The organism is Acinetobacter sp. UBA1297 (genome assembly GCF_002307755.1).
Lineage (GTDB): Bacteria > Pseudomonadota > Gammaproteobacteria > Pseudomonadales > Moraxellaceae > Acinetobacter > Acinetobacter radioresistens.
Genome location: NZ_DBUF01000020.1, coordinates 66,640 through 84,199, shown reverse-complemented (window position 1 = coordinate 84,199; position 17,560 = coordinate 66,640). Strand labels below are relative to the sequence as shown.

Below are 17,560 nucleotides of genomic sequence, written 5' to 3'. Positions count from 1 at the left end.
TTATTTTTACAATGCTCACTTTTAGGACTGTTTTCATGCGCGCAAGCCGCTTTCTATTTGCAACGTTAAGAGAAACCCCAAATGATGCAGAAGTTATTTCGCATCAGCTCATGTTAAGAGCTGGGATGATTCGTAAATTGGCTTCAGGGCTGTATACCTGGTTGCCGATGGGCGTACGTGTGCTGAATAAAGTAGAGGCGATTGTACGTGAAGAAATGAACAGGGCTGGTGCTCTGGAAACTTTTATGCCCGTGACCCAGCCCGCCAGTCTCTGGGAAGAATCTGGCCGTTATGTACAATATGGTCCGGAATTACTGCGCTTCAATGACCGTCATACTAACCCGTTTGTACTCGGTCCGACTCATGAAGAAGTAATCACTGACCTGGCGCGTAATGAGCTTAAAAGCTACAAGCAGTTGCCAATCAATTTTTACCAGATTCAGACCAAGTTTCGTGACGAAGTTCGACCGCGCTTTGGCGTTATGCGCTCACGTGAATTTATCATGAAAGATGCCTATTCTTTTCATGTTGACCAGGCATCCCTACAAGAAACCTATGATGTGATGTATGAAACTTACTGCAGGATCTTCAGTCGATTAGGACTCGATTTCCGTCCGGTACAAGCAGATACAGGTTCTATTGGTGGCTCAGGTTCACATGAGTTTCATGTACTGGCTTCAAGTGGTGAAGATGATATCGCTTTCTCAACAGAGTCGGATTATGCAGCCAATATTGAAATGGCAGAGGCTATTTTAGTGGGAGAACGTGCAGCGCCTACTCAAGCACTCGAAATTGTAGACACGCCAAATCAAAAAACCATTGCAGATGTTTCAACTTTCTTGAACACTGATCCTGCCCATTCTGTTAAGGCACTTCTCGTGCAGGGTATCGCCGATGAAAAAGGTCACTCACCTGTAATTGCATTATTTTTGCGTGGCGACCATGAGCTTAATGAAATTAAAGCAGAGAAGCATCCACTGATTGCTGCACCGCTCACTTTCGCGACTGAAGAACAAATTGCCGCACTGGGCTTGACTGCCGGCTTCATTGGTCCCCAAGGGCTGGTCGAGAAAGGGCTTACCGTAATTGTTGACCGTGCTGCTTCGATACTTTCAGATTTTGTTGCTGGAGCGAATGAAGCTGACAAACATGCAACTGGAGTGAACTGGGAACGTGATGCATCATTTACTGAAGTTTATGATTTGCGTAATGTGGTAGAGGGCGATCCATCTCCAGATGGCAAAGGTACTTTACAAATTAAGCGTGGTATTGAAGTCGGACATATTTTCCAGCTTGGTAAAAAATATTCTGAAGCGCTAGGCTGTAAAGTTTTGGGAGAAGATGGCAAGCCACTTACCGTTACTATGGGTTGTTATGGTATTGGAGTAACTCGTGTAATTGCTTCAGCAATTGAACAGAACTATGATGAAAAAGGTATCATTTGGCCTGCTGCCATTGCTCCTTTTGAAGTAGCGATTGTACCAATGAATGCCCATAAGTCGCCACGCACTCTGGAAGCCGCTGAAGCACTGTATATTGAACTACAGGCTCAAGGTTTTGATGTACTGCTAGATGACCGTAATGAGCGCCCAGGCGTTAAGTTCTCTGACCTGGAGCTAACTGGTATTCCACATCGAATTGTGATTGGTGAAAAAGGCTTGGATGCAGGTACTTTTGAATATAAAGGCCGTACGGATACAGAATCAGTTAACATTAACAAAGATGAATTACTGGCAAAACTTGCTAAATAGGTTTCCATAAAAAATCCCGCTCAATGCGGGATTTTTTATTAGCAAAATTTAAGGCCACCGTAACAGTTAGAAATAGGCAGCTGACCTAAGTCTACTCCATCCATATTTACTGCTGTTTTAAATAGTGCTCCAAAAACTGCTCCTACTCCATTTAATCTTATAGTTTCATCTACTGATAAATTTGTAAACTGCGTCTCCGGAATAGACATCCACCAACCTTTTTGAGCGCTATTTTCTTTCCAAGAGCCATCAGTTACATTTTGCCAATAAATATCTTTATTCTGTAATGAGAGAGAAGCATTACTAGTACCTTTACCATCCTCTCCAGCAATAACTAACTTATGTACAGTTGCATAAGGGATTCCTAACATATTAACATTTTCAAGTTTCAATCCCAATAAAGAACTAGAAGCTTGTGCAGTCATCTTGGTTAAATCGAATGAAGATGATCTGTTTGCAATTAGTGTAGTGGTATAATTTGCTACATTAGCTGTACCTTTTAGTTCACCTCCTAGACAAAAATCTCCTGCGTATAAACCTATACAAGCTCTCACATCATTCATCATTGCATTAGTTACACGTACTCCAATATCTCCACTTAAACTATTAATACCTTTATCATCTGTTAAATTTTTTAAATTATTATTTGAACCTATACTCATCATACCTAAAGCTGAAAGTGCACCCAGACGGAAACCAGCCACTTGACGTGTGGCTGCTGAATTAGGATTATCAATAGCAAATTCAATGAAAGGATTATTTAAGACAAAATCTGAGTTTACATATGAACCATCTACAGGATTTATTCCAGTCAGAGCAATATTATCAATATCAATATCACAGCCTGCTCCCTTACTTCCCCCGCATCCTAACTGTAATTTCTTAATATTGGCATTCAGAGATAATTCAGCAGCCAGTCCTAAACGATAAAATCCCATATTGCTTTGCTGCATAGGGCCAGAGTTTACGCCTTGATTATATGTTAAATTTAATAAAGCCTGCCCTTCAACTTGTGAGAGGGCATTGTCATCTAACTCTGTCATCGCATAGAGGGTTGAACTGCTTAATATAGAGACAAACAAAATACCTAATCCTGTCTTTTTCATTATCTTTCCTTATCTGTTCTTTTTATAATCTAGCGTGGAGTAATACCTAAAGTACTACGCATGGTGCCACCCGTAATTGCAAGGTCTGCAATCTTTTGCATGCTACCTGAAGGGGACATCGCCATCTCTGCTTTAAAAATCTTACCTGCATTCAATGTATTAACTTGTCCAGGGCTCATTAATGTAGAAGGGCGGTTAAACTGTATTTGACTGTCTACCTTCACGGTATCCTGCTTTACATAGACTCTAGATTCAAGACCGACACTACCCTGCATTTTATTGATATTTATGCTTGAAGTTTTAGACGTGCCATCTGGCCTTATGTCTTCATTAATCAGACTTACATAGCTTCCTAGCACTGAAGGCTCTTGCTTTTGTGAAGTATTTAACTCGCTAAAATCGAAATTTGCCTTTAGAGTTAAAAAATTGCTATCCAGATTCCCTTCAGTCGGGTTAATACCCGGAATAATAAACAACTCACCATTACCATCCAGTTTAAATGCCAACGAGGTTAAAACATCATTTTTGCGAGCAAAGTTATCAATGGGTACTACCTTTTTATCACAGCTTGTTACCCCAGCCGGACAATTATATAAAGAGCCAGGTAACTGGCCAATTGCGACTTCTGCTTTAGCAGCGAGTAACAAGTGGTCAGCCTTAATGTAGATTCCCTCATCTTCAAATCCGATGACACCATCAGATTTTAAATACGCATCTATATTTCTGAAACCTGCATAATAATTTACTTCTTCACCATGCGAACCTCTTGCGCCATCAACAATAATAAGCGAGGTAGTACTAGGCGTATTGGTTTTCTGGTCAATGCCATAACCTTCTGTAGACAAAGCCAGGTTATAGCCTAACCCGGCTTTGCTGCTTCCGTGGTAACTATAATTCTTAGAAAATAGGGCAAGATTGGTATTTAAGTTAAAAATAGGAATACCAATACCCCATTCCGCACTTTGATTGGTTAATGCTGCCATAGAATTATCAGAAATGAATCTTGCTTTACGGGCAATCGCCTGAAAGTCCATACCACGCATAGCCAGTAAGGCAATATTTTGTGTAGTACCGGATGGCACTATGTTATAGACCAGTTCAACTGCTGTTTCACCCAATACCTTTCTCATATTTTCATTAATGATAAAACTTAATGTAGGTGTCTGGGCAGCATTAATATAGATATCACCCAAGTCTATATAAGCATTTTGGGTGTTATAAGCAGTTATACTATTTGCATTGCGAATGGCCAAGGGAGACAAGTTAGAAAATTCGATCGCATAACTGCCTTTACCCGTATGACCTAACTCAAGAGTTGTAGCCTGATGATTAGCAGTAAGTAATGGATTTCCCTGACGGGTAAACTCTGCTGCCAACCCTAAGTGTAATCCACCTTTGGTATCATACCCTTGTGCTTTACGTGTTGTTTCTTTCAAATCTGTAGCATTAACTGTATTAAAATTTGCCAGTCCTGTCTGGTCAGCATTTAGAAAAATCTTGCCATTGGTTAAAGCACCTGATGCTCCCATACGGATCAGGTTTTTCTGGTTAGCGGGGTCAGAACCGTAACGTAAATCTAGGTTTACTCCAGGGTTAGTAGCATCACTCCGGCTTGAATGAACATCAGTTAGATCAGAAACCCGGCCCAGTTCAATTACATGATCTGTGGCTCCATTTTTACTTTTTGTGGCCAGTACAATTCCTTCTGTCGGGTCGATATACATATATCCATCCGCTGAAATATTAAAATTTAAATCTTTCAAGGTCAGATTATGGCCATTCAAGCCATAACCAATACTGGCATTTTGTAGTCTGAAATCCAGATGAGCTTTCTCGTCACGGTTAAACAAGCCCGCTGTTGTTTCCAGATTAAAAATAAGTGGCGAGATAGTCGCGAGGCTCAAGGAACCCAGGTTTTGTTGAGCCACGGTGTTCGTGCAACTAGTATCACAGATCAGCATCAGTTTTTCGACAGTCGCCTGAAAAGGTGAAATACTGCCCTGTATCTTTATTCCTACGCCCCGCTCAGTTTTTCCAACATCAATATCTAAAGTACTGTTGATATTCTGCTGATGGGTTCCCTCTACTCTGACATTATGTAAACCTAGTTTCATTTTTCCAGTGTTGGAATAATCTACCCAGTTCGCTTGATCAACAACCACTTTAGATACTTCATGAGTAATAGAAATACCATCCTGACCGGTGACTGTACTTAATGACGTATCAGAAAGTTGCTGCAATGCATAAGAATGCTGTGCCATAAATATACAGACACTGAGCCACTTTAATTTTGTTATTTTTCTCATTTCAACATCCTTATTGATGAGCTCTCTTTTCTTTTAACAGCGACTTGTCGTTGTGCCCGCACAGTTATAACTGAAAATCTTCAGATTACCTGACATATGCAGGTTCCCATGCATGTTCACTCCCATAAAGCCTTGTTCCCCTCCTTGATCAAATCTCGGAACCAGCTTGCCGCCATCGTAAGTTGTATACTTTTTATCATTTAAATACCCTTCACTTCCGCTTTCTACTGCAAGACTTTTAAAGCCCAAATTACGGACTTTTAACGGATGGTCATCATAAAAAGTAAGTTGCAGTGCAGTTTGCGGTTCACCCTCCCGGTTTAGAATTGTAGAACCATCTAAAGAGAATTTATCTATTTGAAGAGTACCCTGTAACTGTTTAAATACCAGCCATTTTTGACTGCCGTTTTCGGTATGGTTGTTGGGTGAAAAAGCGAATCGACATAAAATATCTGAAACACATTGATAAGAATAAAAAGCCTGAGTTACAGTTCCCTGTGGATCATATTCAGAAATATTTTTAAGACTCATATTATTGGCATACTGATGGTTTAACGACAATGTCCAGCTTAAATCAGCTCCCCCCTGACCTGTAATATTCAACAATGCCTCATTATCGAGATTTATAAGTTCTGCTTGCGCTGTAGATGAAAGGACTAAAGCACATAATAAATTAAATTTATTTAACATATACTTCTCCTATAGCCCGGTCGTCTTGAATTTAAGATGCTGTATCATGACCCCGTCAATCACCGCAGAGCCTAAATTAGTCATCGTATTGGATGGTCCTCTGAATACCACACCTGTAGCATTACTATCAGTATTTGCTTTAAGTAAATTTGTAGTTGGATCACGTGTTACGCTACCAATCGAGATACTGCTATGAGTAGCATTTGTGCCCTGATATTTAATAGTTGAGGTACCGGCTTTCACATCAGATAAATTCGAACCGCAATAAGCCACATTACAGGTTGAGCCCTTAAAAGAAGCTGCGGTTAAAGCACCCTCAAGCTTGGTATCTTTATCTGTATCATTATAAAAAGTATAAATCTGGCTATAGATTTCCGGCACATTCGGAATGCGGGTGACCTCAAGAATAATATTGTTTCCTTCAGAACCTAGAACAAAAGGCTGATACATATTACCCAAGACCAGATTAAGGTTTGGACTGTACAGATATAAACCTTCCTGATCATTAAAAATTGGCGCGAAAGATTTATCCAAAGCTGGTGTAGCTGCCGTACCCTCCTGAATAGCTGCTGTACTCAAACGTATAGCTTTAGCACTGCGGCTGGTTTCTGAGTCACTTATCTTGAGAGTGGATGGGTTATCATTGGTATTCAACCGGATAATATTAGCCATACCAAGTGACTGGTTATGCTGGGTATTGTCTGAAGCTTGAGTCTGAAATAAACGGACTTGAGACCCATTTAGGCTCAGGCCATTTGCTACGAATTGCATCCGCAGTCTTTGATTTCTATCAAGATCCTGATCATTTCTATCAGAAGTTGGCTTGGGAATCGGTGCTCCCGTAATGGGATTTAATGTATTAGAGGAATCCCAAGAGCGTGAAAAAGCATCCAGCCAGAAACCCAGCTTGATATTATTATCTGATTCATCGGCATCAACTTTAACTAGGGGAGCTTCTAGAGCTAGATAGCTGATATCACCAGAAGGATTTTTTGCAGCGAACTGTTTAATATTGGTCGCTGTTCCGGCACGGAATAACCATGGATTTGCAGCATCTCCCCAGTTAAACCCCTGATTACTGAACCTCTGGTTCAAGTCTGAATTGGATTTTGATAAAGCCAGACCGTAGATAAAAATGTCTGCTTTATTATGCATTGCTGCAGCTTGTGCGGCGGTTAGTTTAAGTTGTTCATAGTTCTCACCCGTCGGAATAATTCGGATGAAACCTGTATCATACTTAGCTGCATCGGTAATATTTGAACGGTTATAACTTGAAGCTGCCGACTGATCATTGGGTCCCTGAAAGACCATTTTAAAATTCTCGGGAAGAAGTGCTATTCCCTCTCCTGTTGTTTCAGCTAAACGGTCATCAGACAAGGATTCAAGTGCATAACCAGTTTGGGTCAAGCATAAGCCGGCCATAGCGGCCAAACAGGACATACGAAATCCTGTAGTCTTCCAATGATGAATCATCTCGGTCTTCCTTTTTATCTGATGCTCCGCATCATTTATTTTTATTCCTCGATATCTTGGTATTTCTAGCTTTATTCAATTATTGCTATAACAGTACTTATACCTAGATCTTTTAAAGTTAATTATGCTGAATATAAATGTAATTGCAAAAAAAATAGCCTTGAAAGACATGTTTTCCGATGAATGAATTGTAAAAAAATAGGCGGATTCAAATGATCCGCCTACTTATTATAAATGAAACCTGAATTATGCTTTTGGCAAAGTCACACCTCGTTGCCCCTGATATTTCCCGCCACGATCCTTATAAGAAGTTTCACACACTTCATCACTTTCAAAAAATAGCATCTGAGCAACACCCTCACCTGCATAAATACGTGCTGGCAAATTGGTAGTATTTGAAAATTCTAACGTAACATGGCCTTCCCACTCTGGCTCCAGCGGCGTGACATTAACAATAATACCGCAGCGTGCATAGGTGGATTTACCCAGACAAATTGTTAGTACATTGCGTGGAATACGGAAATACTCTACCGTACGGGCCAAAGCAAACGAGTTAGGTGGAATAATACAGACATCTGATTCAATATCGATGAAACTTTTATCATCGAAATTTTTTGGATCAACAATTGCAGAATGGACATTTGTAAAAACTTTAAACTCACGTGCACAGCGAACATCATAGCCATAGCTAGACACACCATAAGAAATCAGTTTTTGACCATTTTCATCGAGGCGGACCTGGTTTTCTGCATACGGTTCAATCATGCCGTGTTTTTCGCTCATTTCGCGAATCCAACGATCAGACTTAATAGCCATCTTGTTTCTATCCAAAAATACTGAAAATCAATTATTGCGCTGTACTTTAACTTAAATCTGTCCCAATGAAAACAAGATCAGCTACAAGCCTTGATACGTATGCATGTTGAATATTATTACAGACTCAGTAAAGCCGAGTAGCTTAGTGGAATAGAAAAGCTGACCAGAATCAAGGAAGCCGTTCGCTGTAGATTACGCTGATTTAACCACCGGACTTTTGGGGTATTCAAACTTGAACCAATAAAAGTCCAGAATAATGCAATCGGCACAATAAGAGCCAGAAAAACTCCCATATGCACAGCATAGATAGACCAGTTGACCCATGCAGCAACCGGAAAAATAGCTGAAGCAAACAATAAAGCTTTAGGATTGAGTAGAGTCGCTACAAATAGCTCACGAGGACGAATCGCAGGCTGGTTCAGATCAAGCTGTACATTTGCAGTTTTCCATAGTTTAACTGCCAGAAAAATAATATAAAACGCACTTAAAAGCTTTAATAAAGTTGGCAGGATCGGCAGGGTAGCTGATACTGTATCAATCAAGGTGCCCCAGACAGTAATGGCAATAATATAACCTAAAACTTCTGCTGGAATTAAACGTGCAGAACGTCGCACCCCAAGCCGGATTCCAGAAGAGGCTAGTAGAGTATTTGTCGGTCCTGGTGTAAGCAGCACGCTTGCCACTAGGCCAATAAAAAGCCATGAAATCATAGAGTCACCTCACTATTGAGTGAGCGAAGATTAAAGGAGTTTATAAACTCTCGCAAAATATAATTTTAGGAGCCTTTATAAAATAGAATTTACCACCGAGTGTTATTTATATAAATATTTTAAATACAATAATTTGTAAGAAAAAATACAAATAGAACGCTTGAGTCACTTCTTCTGTTCGAAAGACTATAAATAAAAAAGGATCAGCTCTGATCCTTTTTTATTTATAGCTAGGTAGTTGAAATATTAAGCAGCTGCTTCTGTAGTAATTCCTGCATTTTGTACCTCAGCTGCCTGAACAGGCACAGTTTTTTTCGAAGCAGGAAATGAAGGAGTATAAACTACTGTAGCAGAACTTATTATAGGAGCAGCCGCGACTAGTATACCTAAAGAGAGAGGTAAAACTTTCAGGAGAGTTTTCATAAGATTAGCTCTAAAAATAACAGTTAAAAAAACAGCTGAGAGCTTAGCGGGGAGCTAATAAAGAAAAAATGATAAAAACGGCGAAAATTTCCAAATTGACTTGGCAGTCACTCTAGAGTAAATACTTAATTAATTTTAGTTATTTTAAAATATTAAGCAACAAAACCTTCTTGAACTTCACCCTGCCGTATCAAGAAGGCTTTGCTTTCAGAATATCGAAATTAGAAGATGCGCTTCTCATCTCGACTATGTTGAGGCAGTTTTTCAGCAATTTTTCTGGCAATTTCAATATAACTTTCAGCTGCCTCATCCTCTGCAATTACAGAAGGTTTACCGGCATCGGCATTTTCACGGATCTGAACATTGAGTGGAAGACGCCCAAGCAGCGAGATCTGGTACTGATCTGCCAACTGGTCACCTCCACCTGTACCGAAAATCTGTTCCTCATGACCACAATTTGAGCAGATATGTGTAGACATATTTTCGATTACACCTAATACCGGAATTTGTACCTTATTGAACAGTTCGATTCCCTTAGTGGCATCCATTAATGCTACATTCTGAGGTGTAGTTACAATTACAGCACCTGTTACTGGAATACGCTGAGCCAATGTAAGCTGTATATCCCCTGTTCCGGGTGGCATATCAATTACTAGAACATCCAGTTCAGGCCATAAAGTCTGGTTAAATAGCTGCATCAGTGCGCCTGTAGCTTTGGGACCACGCCACGCTACAGGTGTATTATGATCTCCGGTTAAATGGCCGATTGAAAGTACGGCCATGCCATAGGCTTCAAGAGGAACAAAATTTTCTGCTTCAATAAGAGGCGTATGTCCAGCATTGCCAAGCATAGTCGGAATACTCGGCCCATAAATATCGGCGTCCAGTACTCCAACTTTTAAGCCCAGTTTCTGTAACGCTAACGCCAGATTAACAGTTGTTGTAGACTTGCCTACCCCACCTTTTCCAGAAGAGACCAGAATAATATTCTGAATACGTGAATGTTTTGGTACATCGCGTTGCTGGGGCGCAGCTTTTTCAATAGGTAGATTATTCGGGTCATTGTCAGGCGCAGTATTAGGACTGACTTGAGCTGAAGCATCCACTACCGGCGGTAAAGAACTTTTCTCACTCTGGTTGTCTTGAGCAGGGGTGGCAGCTGCGAGATTATTTTTTTGTTGAATTACATGCAGGTTCAGTTCTTGCAATCCGCATTTTTCTAACTGGTCAGCCAGTTCATCATGTAATTGCTGTAGATAAGGCTTTTCTTCAGGATATGTTTTAATGGTCAGTTGCAGGGTTGCCTCATGCAATTGCAACTGGGTAATACGGTCCTGCAAACGGTTATTAGAATGCGGCAGCACATAATTTTGCAGTACCTGCTGGATTTCTTCTTCCTTCACCCCTTTAGCTGGTGAAAATACTGATTTTAATGAAGAAAACCATGACATAACTTTGACTCCAAACCGGACCATTTCTGCTGAATAGGGTTAGTTTACCTGTAAGTGTCGTGAAGGTTAATAGCTGTTCTGTGCCAGACAGACAAAAGCCTCTAATTTCCAAGTAATTTAGTCAGCTTTATAGCTGCTGGTTTCTAATTTTTTTCTAAATCTAGTTCTATTCAATTCTTTTTAATTATCTCTGCCTTTATTCATCAAATAAAGATTTGGTCTTATTTTCTTTGAAAACTCATTTTTCTTTCTTTAATTAACTACAGCGTGAGACTTACTGTTAAATAAAGCCTTGCTTTGTTTTCCTTCGCTCATCAGGTAAAATTGACCGTCTTAAATAATGAATACGAATGAGAGAGTCAATCTGTGCGTAATATCTTAGTCACTAACGCCCTTCCCTACGCTAATGGCCCCATCCATATGGGACACTTACTTGGTTATATCCAGGCGGATATCTGGGTTCGTGCTATGCGTGCAATGGGCCATGACGTGACTTATGTCTGCGCAGATGATGCTCACGGTACAGCAATTATGTTACGTGCCGAGGCAAATGGTATTACACCGGAAGAACAGATTGCCAATGTGCAAAAAGAACACATTCGTGACTTTAATGGCTTTGGGGTTCACTTTGATCATTATGACTCTACCAATAGCGACACGAATAAAGCACGCTCTCAAGAAATCTATATTAAAAACCGTGAAGCTGGAAATATTGCGGTTCGCCCGGTTACTCAGCTATTTGACCCTGAAAAAGGCATGTTCCTCTCAGACCGTTTCATTAAAGGTACCTGCCCAAAATGTAAAACGGAAGACCAATACGGTGACTCGTGTGAAGCATGTGGAACGACCTATAATGCAACTGAGCTGATTAATCCAAAATCAACTTTAAGCGGCGCGACACCAGTAGAGAAATCTTCAGATCACTACTTTTTTAAATTACCTAACTTCTCAGAATATCTGCAGACATGGACTCGTGATTCAGGACGTTTACCGGTTTCAATTGCCAACAAGTTAGATGAATGGTTTGATGCAGGGCTTTCAGACTGGGATATTTCCCGTGATGCGCCTTATTTTGGTTTCGAAATTCCAGATGCACCGGATAAATACTTCTACGTTTGGGTAGATGCACCGATTGGCTATATGTCGAGTTTTGAAAACTATATTCAGACCAAACGCCCAGATTTAAATTTTGATGATTTCTGGAAAAAAGATTCTGAAAATGAGGTATATCACTTCATTGGAAAAGATATCGTTTATTTCCATGCCCTGTTTTGGCCTGCCATGCTTGAAGGTGCTAATTATCGTACCCCTACAGGTTTATTTGTAAACGGCTTTCTGACTGTTAATGGACAGAAAATGTCAAAATCTCGTGGGACCTTTATTAAAGCAGAAACGTATCTGGAACATTTAAATCCTGAATACCTGCGGTATTATTTTGCTTCAAAGCTTTCAGACAAAGTAGAAGATTCCGACCTTAACCTGGACGACTTTATTCAGAAGGTAAATTCTGACCTAGTTGGAAAAGTGGTTAATATTGCCAGCCGCTGTGCAAAGTTTATTAATACTAAATTTGATCATAAACTATCTGCTGAATGTGCTGAACCTGAGCTGGTACAGAGTTTTATTGAAGCTGGCGATTCGATTGCGAAGGCTTATGAAGCCCGTGAATTCTCGACTGCTATTCGTGAAATCATGGCATTGGCTGACCGTGCAAATCAGTATATTGATGAGAAAAAACCTTGGGCGCTTGCGAAAATTGAAGGTGAAGAGCTTCAAGTTCATAATGTATGTTCTGTCGGTATTAACCTGTTCCGCCAACTGGCAATTTACTTGGCGCCCGTACTTCCGGTATTAGCTCAACAGGTTCAAGACTTTTTGAAGCTTGAGAGTTTTAACTTTGAATCCCGTAAGCAAATATTGGTAAATCACGAAATTGAATTATTCCAGCCGCTGATGCAACGCGTTGATCCAAAAGCAGTTACAGCAATGGTTGATGCATCTAAAGAGTCATTAGGAGCACCTGTGGCAGAGCCTGCTAAAGTAGAGAAGAAAAAAGAAAAAGCCAAAGAGAAAAAAGCTGAAGCTCAAGTCGGTGAAGCAGACATTATTGGTATTGAAGACTTTATAAAAGTTGACCTGCGTGTAGCAGAAGTTTTAGAATCTGCGCATGTAGAAGGGTCTGATAAGCTTCTTCAACTTACCTTAAATGTTGGCGAAACTGAACCGCGAAATGTATTTAGTGGAATTCGTGAGTTTTACCAACCTGAAGATCTTAAAGGTAAATTAGTTGTTATGGTGGCAAACCTGGCCCCACGTAAAATGCGTTTTGGTGTTTCTAACGGGATGGTTCTGGCAGCAGGTAATGGCGAAGGTGTATGGGTAATTTCACCTGAGAATGGCGCTAAACCGGGTGATAAAGTGTCTTAACACTCAACACTTAAACTGCATAAGGTCTTTATAGCAACTATAGAGGCCTTTTTATTTAAAAGTATAATTAATTTATTGAAATTTATTCTAAATTATTAAAAAATACCTGCGTTTTTTCATTTATTACAATTATCCGGGGAATATATGAAAAATCTATTAGTAATTGCACTAGCTGCATCAACTATTGCAATTACAGGTTGTACGATGCGTATTGCAGATATGACGGTTGCTTCAACCAAAAACTATAACTTAAACTCTAATCAGTTTATTAAAGGTGAACGCGTTACAGGTGAAGATAAAGTACCTGTTGTATTATTTCCACTAGGCATACCAAACTTTAAAACTGCTATTGATCGTGCCATTGAAAAAAATCCGTGCTCTGTAGCGCTTTCTGATGTAGTTATTACTCAATTAAATCAGGCTTTTCTTGTTGGTCAAATTGGTTACCGTGTAGAAGGCTCTCAAGTGATTGACCTTTCTCAACCGAACTGTAGAAAATAAGATAAAAGTCCCTCAAGTGAGGGGCTTTTTAAAAAGGTCTTATTATTTTATAAAAAAAGAAAGTATTACTTCATCCCAAAAATTAATTTAAGACCTAATAATGTCATCACACCACCAGCAATCCGGTCAAAAATAGCCTTAAACTTTAAATAAACCTGACGTGGCTTCTCGGCAGATAATGCAACAGCTACCAGAGAATACCAGCCAGCATCAATAAAGAAACACAGCAGAGGTAAAACCACATAAAAATAGGCAGGTATTTCTTTAGGTAAGAGCGCAGTAAAAATACTGGCTAAAATAATAGAAATTTTAGGATTACTTAACTGTGTAATCAGGCCTAAACGATAAGCTTGGGCATAGCTCATCGGTTGAACTGTTCCATAGGTACTACCCATTGGTTCTTTAGCATACTTAATAATTTTATAAGCCAGCCAAAGTAAATATAAACCGCCACAGACTTTCAAAATAAAATAGGCTGAAGGCACAGCCAGCAATATGGCTTGTAACCCCATAACAGCAAGAAAACCGAACAATGCTGCGCCAGTCCCTGTGCCCAGTGCAGTAAACAGGCCATGCTTACGTGAAATCGCAATTGAATTTTTTGCCACATAAATAAATGTTGGGCCCGGACTTATTGCGCCCAGCATCAGAGCTAGTGCAATTGAACCTATAATAAATAACGATTCCACAAGCGTGTCCTCAAATCATTAGAGAGAAATCTTTAATTGTGGTCTTTATAGCGAAGTGCATAGAGTTAGTCTATCAATTTATTAGAAAACATACAGCAGCCAAGATACAAACTGAAATTGTATGGTATTAAATAAAGACTCAGAATATTTTTATATTAAGAAAATAGCAGAGTATAACTTTATCTCATGAAACTTGCCGAAGCGTTGATACTGCGAAGTGATTTACAGACCAAGCTTGCATCTTTGCAGCAACGTATTAATAACAATGTACTGATACAAGAAGGCGACCAGCCCAGTGAAGACCCCGAGCAATTGCTAAAAGAAGCATTTGCAATCAACATTGAGCTGCATGATTTGATTAAACGGATTCACATGACTAATGCCCAGGCCCAAACCGTTCAGGGTAAAGCTTTACTGGATGTTTTAAATGAACGGGATTTCCTGATTAGTCAGCATCGTATTCTTCAACAGGCAATTGACAGTACACGGCGTGAATCTGCAAGATACAGTTCCAGTGAAATTCGCTGGATAAAAGTAGTCTCTGTCAGCGATCTACAAAAACAGGCCGACCAGATCAGTCAGAAATTGCGTCAGAACAATCTGGAAATTCAAGCATCAAACTGGCAAGTAGATCTCATTTGATTATTTTATTGATCTGTTTTTAAAAACAGGACAATATTCAAAGTTCGGGCATATTGGGCGAGTACAAGACCTTTTTATCCGGTTTGTAAGGTTTTAAATAAGACAAACCCTTGCATAGAGGTAAGACGTCTACTTCAATACTTCATTAGTCTGACGTAGCACTTTTCATCTTTTATCTCTTACTCTTTAGTTGGCACTACCGCGTACTGACAATATGCCCACCTTCCTTTCTTTTTCAGCTAACTTTCTTGTAAGGATATAATTTATCTTATGGCCTAGCTGTTTGTGTATCTGTCAAACGGTAATGCTGCTCATATACAGGCGTACCTGCAATACTGAGGGGTGTCTGAGTTACCGGTTTGTTCAGCTGATCTTGACCGCATCCGCTCAGCAGCATTAATACAAATAGATAAAAAATTGGGGACTGCTTTTCCATACTGGCACTCCTTTTTTGTTGTTGTTATTGTTTCATACTGAAAATAATACAACAGTCATCGCTCAGCAAACAGCCTCAATAAGTAAACTTTTATATAAAACTTATATTTACTTTAGCCTTCCTTGAACTTGCAGAAAACCATAGGGAGCATGCTCAAAACTGCCCCTTTGAAAAGTATAAATGCAGTTTTCTTTTTATACTGTAGTGTCTTATATTTAACTAAAGCTTTAGAGTTTCAACAAAAAACTTACTTACATATCAGTATATAGCTTTCAATATATGCCTAGTCGAACTCTCCATCATTTTTAATACTTAAAAATTCAATTAGCGAGAAAGCTATGATTTGTAATAAGCTCACTCTTTGTTTGAAGCTTTATTTATAGAGTTGACGGTCGCCTTAATATAGGGAAATATGCGTGGAACTTAAGGTTTATAACCTTGGGTTCTAAAACTGGGAAGCTGTATGGATAAAACACCACGTTTTATAGAAACTCCACCGGACTGGACACCGGATGAACGCCCGACCTTACCTGGTTCTCCAGCAGCAATCGCCCACTCACGCCCAAAGCGTTTTCTTTATCTGTTTATTGGATTATTTGTAGCCATTGCGGCCAGCTTGAGTAATGGCTTTATCACTGCCAATTTACCTATCATCCAGGGAGAATATGGTTTAACCCTATCAGAAGCGGCATGGCTACCAGCAGCCTATGTTATGGCTAATGTCAGCTCAAACCTGATTTTATTTAAAGCCCGACAACAATATGGTTTACGTCTGTTTTCAGAAGTCGGGCTGATTGCTTTTATTGCAGTTCTGATTCTGCATATTTTAGTACATACCTATGAAATGGCTCTCTTTGCCCGTTTTATTGCCGGTCTGGCTGCCGCGCCGCTCAGTTCTCTGGGTATGTATTATGTTATGCAAGCTTTCAAGAAAGAAGATATGGCCAAAGGTATTTATATTACTTTTGGTTTTCAGCAGCTTGGCTTGCCTCTAGCCTGGATTATTTCACCTTACCTGGTCGATACTCATAGCTGGATGGTACTTTACACTTTTGAACTAGGGTTAGCCATCTGCTGTCTGGCAATGGTAGTTTCATTAAAATTACCACGCAGTCTAAGAATTTATGTTTTTGAAAAACAGGACTTTTTTACCTTTTTATTACTTGCTCCAGGTTTTGCCTGCCTGTGTATAGTACTTACTCAGGGACCAATCTTGTGGTGGTTTAATAGTGAATGGCTGGCATATGTGCTTATTGCTGGTCTTACCCTGTTAGTCGCCGGATTACTTTATGAACACTACCGGGTCAACCCGCTTATTATGACGCGCTGGTTGAGTACAGGAGCAATTTTACATTTTATTCTGGGCGCTTTTGCCATTCGTCTGCTCATGTCGGAACAAAGTTATGCCGCTGTCAGTTTTTTAAAAACGGTAGGTATGGGGCCAGACCAGTTTGTGCCACTGTATATCGTTATTGGAGCAGGTATTTTGTCCGGTACACTTTTTAGCGCTCTAACCTTTTCCAGAGAGCGAATTATTATACATCTGGTACTGGCTGAGTTTTTAATCCTGGTGGCATGTGGTCTCGATTATCATCTGACCAGTGAGGTACGGCCTTCCAATTTCTTTACCAGTCAGTTTCTGGTTGGGTTTGCAGGTGGTGTTTTTATTGGCCCCCTGCTACTGGCCGGTTTTGCCAAAACACTAGCACAAGGGCCATCGCATGTCGTTACCTTCATTGTGCTGTTCTCTGCAACTCAGACTTTTGGCGGACTGGTCGGTTCTTCATTTTTCAATACCTACCAACAGCATCGTACCCAAAACTACAAAGCTGAAATTACTTTAGAAATGGACAGAACCGATCCACTGATTAGCCAGCGTTTACATCAGTACCAAGCAACCACAGCTGCTCAGTCACCTGATATAGTACTCGCACAAACTCAAGCATTACGAAACTTGAATCAAGTTGTAACCCGCGAAGCACAAGTCCGGGCCTATAATGATGTTATTGCCCTGAACGGGCTGTTTGCTGTAGTACTGTTAATCTGGGGACTGTTTATTATTGTCCGGATGAAGATTGTTGCAAGACGCATGCAGACATAGACACAATCTGCAAGTTAAATGAAAATTTGATATAAAAA

General features: G+C 40.0%; 15 protein-coding genes. 5 read left to right on the top strand and 10 right to left on the bottom strand.

Annotated features, from left to right (window positions below; genetic code table 11):
• Positions 1 to 35 precede the first annotated feature (35 nt).
• Positions 36 to 1,751 carry a proline--tRNA ligase gene (locus tag B3R63_RS09035; protein ID WP_248132427.1) on the top strand — a complete coding sequence of 572 codons (1,716 nt, stop codon included), beginning with the start codon at positions 36 to 38 and terminating at the stop codon, positions 1,749 to 1,751.
• 38 nt (positions 1,752 to 1,789) lie between these two features.
• Here the strand turns inward: B3R63_RS09035 and B3R63_RS09030 are convergent, their stop codons facing one another.
• The 8 genes from B3R63_RS09030 to apbC form a co-directional block, all read right to left on the bottom strand.
• A complete protein-coding gene (locus B3R63_RS09030) occupies positions 1,790 to 2,857 on the bottom strand; it encodes a hypothetical protein (protein ID WP_286729893.1) in 1,068 nt (355 codons plus the stop codon).
• Positions 2,858 to 2,886: 29 nt separating this feature from the next.
• Positions 2,887 to 5,163 (bottom strand): DUF6160 family protein, encoded by a 2,277-nt coding sequence (locus tag B3R63_RS09025; RefSeq protein ID WP_286729891.1) that lies wholly within the window; start codon positions 5,161 to 5,163, stop codon positions 2,887 to 2,889.
• Between the two features lie 33 nt (positions 5,164 to 5,196).
• Positions 5,197 to 5,853 carry a hypothetical protein gene (locus tag B3R63_RS09020; RefSeq protein ID WP_005027633.1) on the bottom strand — a complete coding sequence of 219 codons (657 nt, stop codon included), beginning with the start codon at positions 5,851 to 5,853 and terminating at the stop codon, positions 5,197 to 5,199.
• Positions 5,854 to 5,862: 9 nt separating this feature from the next.
• On the bottom strand, positions 5,863 to 7,326 hold the full coding sequence (locus B3R63_RS09015; protein WP_286729888.1) for a hypothetical protein: 1,464 nt from the start codon (positions 7,324 to 7,326) through the stop codon (positions 5,863 to 5,865).
• A gap of 246 nt (positions 7,327 to 7,572) precedes the next feature.
• The gene (gene dcd, locus B3R63_RS09010) at positions 7,573 to 8,142 is read right to left on the bottom strand and encodes a dCTP deaminase (RefSeq protein ID WP_005018739.1); all 570 of its coding nucleotides are present in this window, start codon (positions 8,140 to 8,142) and stop codon (positions 7,573 to 7,575) included.
• 116 nt (positions 8,143 to 8,258) lie between these two features.
• Complete coding sequence (locus tag B3R63_RS09005) at positions 8,259 to 8,852, bottom strand: LysE family translocator (RefSeq protein ID WP_005018736.1); 594 nt, start codon at positions 8,850 to 8,852, stop codon at positions 8,259 to 8,261.
• A gap of 246 nt (positions 8,853 to 9,098) precedes the next feature.
• Entirely contained in the window at positions 9,099 to 9,275 is a 177-nt protein-coding gene (locus B3R63_RS09000) for a hypothetical protein (RefSeq protein WP_005018733.1), read from the bottom strand.
• A 221-nt stretch (positions 9,276 to 9,496) separates the two neighbouring features.
• Positions 9,497 to 10,726: an iron-sulfur cluster carrier protein ApbC gene (gene apbC, locus B3R63_RS08995; protein WP_248132435.1), complete on the bottom strand. Its 1,230-nt coding sequence runs from the start codon at positions 10,724 to 10,726 to the stop codon at positions 9,497 to 9,499.
• A 366-nt stretch (positions 10,727 to 11,092) separates the two neighbouring features.
• Between apbC and metG the strand changes: the two genes are divergently transcribed.
• Together metG and B3R63_RS08985 are read left to right on the top strand one after the other, a co-directional pair.
• A complete protein-coding gene (gene metG, locus B3R63_RS08990; protein ID WP_286729884.1) occupies positions 11,093 to 13,153 on the top strand; it encodes a methionine--tRNA ligase in 2,061 nt (686 codons plus the stop codon).
• A 144-nt stretch (positions 13,154 to 13,297) separates the two neighbouring features.
• Entirely contained in the window at positions 13,298 to 13,654 is a 357-nt protein-coding gene (locus B3R63_RS08985; protein WP_005018724.1) for a hypothetical protein, read from the top strand.
• Between the two features lie 65 nt (positions 13,655 to 13,719).
• On the opposite strand, the gene B3R63_RS08980 is transcribed toward B3R63_RS08985, so the two are convergent.
• Positions 13,720 to 14,343, bottom strand: a complete 624-nt coding sequence (locus B3R63_RS08980; RefSeq protein WP_265768723.1) for a LysE family translocator — start codon at positions 14,341 to 14,343, stop codon at positions 13,720 to 13,722.
• A 186-nt stretch (positions 14,344 to 14,529) separates the two neighbouring features.
• Here B3R63_RS08980 and B3R63_RS08975 point away from each other — a divergent pair, with 186 nt between their 5' ends.
• The gene (locus B3R63_RS08975) at positions 14,530 to 14,985 is read left to right on the top strand and encodes a DIP1984 family protein (RefSeq protein WP_286729881.1); all 456 of its coding nucleotides are present in this window, start codon (positions 14,530 to 14,532) and stop codon (positions 14,983 to 14,985) included.
• A gap of 268 nt (positions 14,986 to 15,253) precedes the next feature.
• Here B3R63_RS08975 and B3R63_RS08970 read toward each other — a convergent pair whose 3' ends face one another.
• Positions 15,254 to 15,421: an NF038215 family lipoprotein gene (locus B3R63_RS08970; protein WP_005018716.1), complete on the bottom strand. Its 168-nt coding sequence runs from the start codon at positions 15,419 to 15,421 to the stop codon at positions 15,254 to 15,256.
• 463 nt (positions 15,422 to 15,884) lie between these two features.
• Between B3R63_RS08970 and B3R63_RS08965 the strand changes: the two genes are divergently transcribed.
• Positions 15,885 to 17,522: an MFS transporter gene (locus B3R63_RS08965; protein WP_286729878.1), complete on the top strand. Its 1,638-nt coding sequence runs from the start codon at positions 15,885 to 15,887 to the stop codon at positions 17,520 to 17,522.
• The last annotated feature ends 38 nt before the right edge of the window (positions 17,523 to 17,560 follow it).